This window comes from Clostridium sp. SGI.024 (assembly GCF_050315195.1).
Classification (GTDB): Bacteria; Bacillota; Clostridia; order Clostridiales; family Clostridiaceae; genus Clostridium.
On record NZ_JBNPON010000117.1, the window covers coordinates 1 to 3,538 of the forward strand.

A 3,538-nucleotide genomic window follows, 5' to 3' on the forward strand; every position below is an offset into this window, starting at 1 on the left:
TATATGCGTTATTAGCTCAGTTGGTAGAGCACCTGACTCTTAATCAGGGTGTCCCGGGTTCGATCCCCTGATGACGCACCAAAATCCTAAACGTAAGTTTAGGATTTTTTTTTATTATATAAATATAACAAATAAATGATAGGAATTTATTTGTTTAGTTTAATAATATATTTAATAAGAAATATGATAAACTAAATATAGCTTAAAAATAAATTAACAGGAGGTATTGTATGTTTTCAAAAACAAGAAAGGTAGCTATAGTTGGAACTGGATTAGTAGGTTCTAGCACAGCTTTTAGTTTAATAACTCAAGGAATATGTGATGAAGTTCTTATGATAGATTTAAATGAAGATAAAGCTCTTGGGGAAGTAATGGATTTAAAACATTGTATAGAATACTTAAATAGAAATACGAAAATAAGAGTAGGATCCTATGAAGAGTGTGGAGATGTTGATATAGTAGTAATTACAGCAGGAGCACCACCAAAGCCAGGACAAACAAGACTAGATACATTAGATTTATCAGCAAAGATAGCAGAATCAATAGTAACACCTATAATGAAAACTGGATTTAAAGGGCATTTTATAATTATATCAAATCCTGTAGACATAATAGCTCATTATGTTTATAAGATATCAGGGTTACCAAAAAGTAATATTATAGGATCAGGAACTTCTGTTGATTCAGCAAGATTAAAAAATTTTATTGGAGATTTATTTAATGTTGATCCTAGAAGTGTTCAAGCATATTCTATGGGAGAACACGGTGACTCACAAATGGTACCTTGGTCCCATGTATATATAGGAGGAAAACCATTTAGTAAAGTTATTAGTGATAATAAAGATAGAGTTGGAGAAGTTAATTTAGATAAATTAGTATCTGATACGGCAAAGGCTGGATGGGAAGTTTATAATAGAAAAGGAACTACATATTATGCAATAGCATCTGCAACTGTTGCAATTATAAAAGCAATAATAAATGATGAAAATAAAATAATTCCTGTATCTACATTGTTAGAAGGTGAATATGGAGAATATGATGTATTTACTGGAGTACCAGCAATCCTTAACTCTGAAGGAGTAAAAGAGGTTGTAGAAATAAATATGACTGAAGAAGAACTTAATAAATTTAAGGAATCTAATAAAATAATAAGGCAATATATAGAAAAATTGAATAAGTAATTAAAATGCCATTAAGAATTAAAATTCGCTTTCTTAGTGGCATTAATTAAAGCTTTTTTCCATTAAAATTGAATTTATTTATATTAAATATAAAAAAATAAAAATAATTTTAAAAAATATGTTGACATTATAGGAGTATGTCTATATAATAAGTTCTTGTTGAGGGAAAAATATCTGGTGATGATGGCGTAGAGGAAACACTCCTTCCCATTCCGAACAGGAAAGTTAAGCTCTACAGCGCCGATGGTACTGCATGGGAGACTGTGTGGGAGAGTAGGACGTTGCCAGGTAATAAGGTTTACTAGCTCATTCGGTAGAGCACTTGACTTTTAATCAAGGTGTACCGGGTTCGATTCCCGGGTAAGCCACCAAAGATTACTTCTTTAAGAAGTGATCTTTTTTGTTTTAATGATAAAAAAATAAGAAGGATTTTTCCTTCTTATTTTTTTAGTATATCTTTTTTCATAAATTTAAAGAATTCTTTTATACATTTCCAATCATCTTTTAAAGTTGAACTTTCATCTTCTTTAAAATAGCCTTTTACATAAATTAACATAATAAAGAACAATATACCTAAGTTTATATATATATCTTTAATATCGGCTATGAATAAATCACTTATACCTATAAAATCTAGACTACCACCATAAAAAATTTTATCTATTAATGAGCATAACGCACCTGCTGATATAAATAAAAAGGCAGTATCACCCCAAAAATCTTTATTTCCTTTTGATATGTAGTATCTGTACAATTCTATAAATAAAATAATAGCTAGAGTATTAATAATTATTAATATTGGATAACCTACATTTAAATTGAATCTAGCATTTAGCCATGAACCATCAGTATTAATTATTGGATCAAAGGAAAGAAATCCTTTAATAATTTCGACATAATTATTAAAGAAAAAAGACTTAATTATAATTTTAGTAACTTGATCAATTAACATAAGTGTTATAAAAGTTATAACTACTATTTTACTGCTAAAGCCATTAGGATATTTTTTTGATATAAAATAAATTAATAATCCAGTTATGAAAAAAAGAATAGCTAATAGTAGATTCATAATAAGTGTATAAAAATCATTTACTCTACCTGTTATTATTTCAAATGCAAAATATAACAACCACATTACAGGTAACAAGCATATAGTTAACCATTTTTCTTTATTAATTTTATTAGACATAATTTCCTCCTAGAGAATATAAGATATAAAGATTTTAACATAGATATTCATAAATTTCATACAGTAGCGACAAATTATTTTGATTCTTGTTATAATATAAATAAAATAATAAATATTTAGATTATTACAATTGACAATAAACAGAAACATAATGGAGGTAATAAAATTGCTAAAAATTTTCGCAGTATCAGATTCAATAGGAGAAACAGCAGAACAAGTATCTTTGGCGGCAGCAAGTCAATTTAAAGGAGATGTAGAAGTTAAAAGAATACCATATGTTAAAGAGTTAGATGATGTTGAAGATTTAATGAAGGAAGTAAATGAAACTGAAAACTGTATTATAGTTTCTACAATAATTACAGTAAGTGTAAGAGAATATCTAACTCAAAAGTGCTTAGAGAAAAATATATCAGTTATAAACGTACTTGGATCAATTGTAAGTGTAGCTTCTTCTTTATTAAATAAAATGCCTGAGAATAATCCAGGTGCTATGAGAAATATAGATGATGTATATTATAAAAGAATAGAAGCTATGGAATTTGCTATGCAATATGATGATAGTAAAGATTATAGAGGATTAAAAAATGCAGATGTAGTTTTAGTTGGATTATCAAGGACATCTAAAACACCATTGTGTATGTATCTAGCTAATAAGGGGCTAAAAGCTATCAATATTCCACTTATGCCTGAAGTAGAAATACCAAAAGAGCTTTTTGAAATTGATAGAAAGAAAGTTTTTGGATTAGTAATAGATCCTCTTCATCTTATAGAAATAAGAAAAAGAAGATTAGATAAATTCCATAGGGTTCCTACAGGTATAGAATATGCAAGTGACTCTAGAATTTTAGAGGAATTTGAGTTTTCTGATAAAGTAATGAGAAAGATTGGATGTAAAACTATAGATGTAACCCAAAGAGCTATAGAAGATACAGCTCTTATAATATTAAAATATTTAGGATATAGCAATTAGTTTTATCAGCTCTTAAGTGATTTTTTAAAAGATATTATAATTTAATTAAAAAAATACTTCTAATATGTTGACAGAGATATTTTTAAATGATATTATGTATTCATCGCCTAAGAGCTGGACACATTATGAAAAATAAAAATGAAAAATGTGTTGACAGATTTCAGATAGGATGATAAGATAAGAAAGTCGCTTGAGGGC

Annotated in this window: 3 protein-coding genes, 2 tRNA genes and 1 rRNA gene; 5 read left to right on the top strand and 1 reads right to left on the bottom strand. The window is 27.7% G+C overall.

Annotated elements, in window-relative coordinates; genetic code table 11:
* Positions 1–5: 5 nt before the first annotated feature.
* The 4 genes from ACQRD5_RS16790 to ACQRD5_RS16805 all read left to right on the top strand — a co-directional run bounded on the left by ACQRD5_RS16790 (position 6) and on the right by ACQRD5_RS16805 (position 1,552).
* Positions 6–81, top strand: a tRNA-Lys gene (locus ACQRD5_RS16790).
* 149 nt (positions 82–230) lie between these two features.
* The gene (locus tag ACQRD5_RS16795; protein ID WP_294166882.1) at positions 231–1,181 is read left to right on the top strand and encodes an L-lactate dehydrogenase; all 951 of its coding nucleotides are present in this window, start codon (positions 231–233) and stop codon (positions 1,179–1,181) included.
* A gap of 173 nt (positions 1,182–1,354) precedes the next feature.
* Positions 1,355–1,471, top strand: a 5S ribosomal RNA gene (gene rrf / locus ACQRD5_RS16800).
* Between the two features lie 5 nt (positions 1,472–1,476).
* A tRNA-Lys gene (locus tag ACQRD5_RS16805) sits at positions 1,477–1,552 on the top strand.
* A 68-nt stretch (positions 1,553–1,620) separates the two neighbouring features.
* Here the strand turns inward: ACQRD5_RS16805 and ACQRD5_RS16810 are convergent.
* The gene (locus ACQRD5_RS16810; protein WP_427747088.1) at positions 1,621–2,358 is read right to left on the bottom strand and encodes a signal peptidase II; all 738 of its coding nucleotides are present in this window, start codon (positions 2,356–2,358) and stop codon (positions 1,621–1,623) included.
* Positions 2,359–2,536: 178 nt separating this feature from the next.
* Here ACQRD5_RS16810 and ACQRD5_RS16815 point away from each other — a divergent pair, with 178 nt between their 5' ends.
* Entirely contained in the window at positions 2,537–3,340 is an 804-nt protein-coding gene (locus tag ACQRD5_RS16815; RefSeq protein WP_291632177.1) for a pyruvate, water dikinase regulatory protein, read from the top strand.
* Positions 3,341–3,538: the final 198 nt, after the last annotated feature.

Excerpts from the sequence above, each read along its gene's own strand:
- ACQRD5_RS16795 (WP_294166882.1), top strand. The coding sequence starts at position 231 with ATGTTTTCAAAAACAAGAAAGGTAGCTATAGTTGGAACTGGATTAGTA.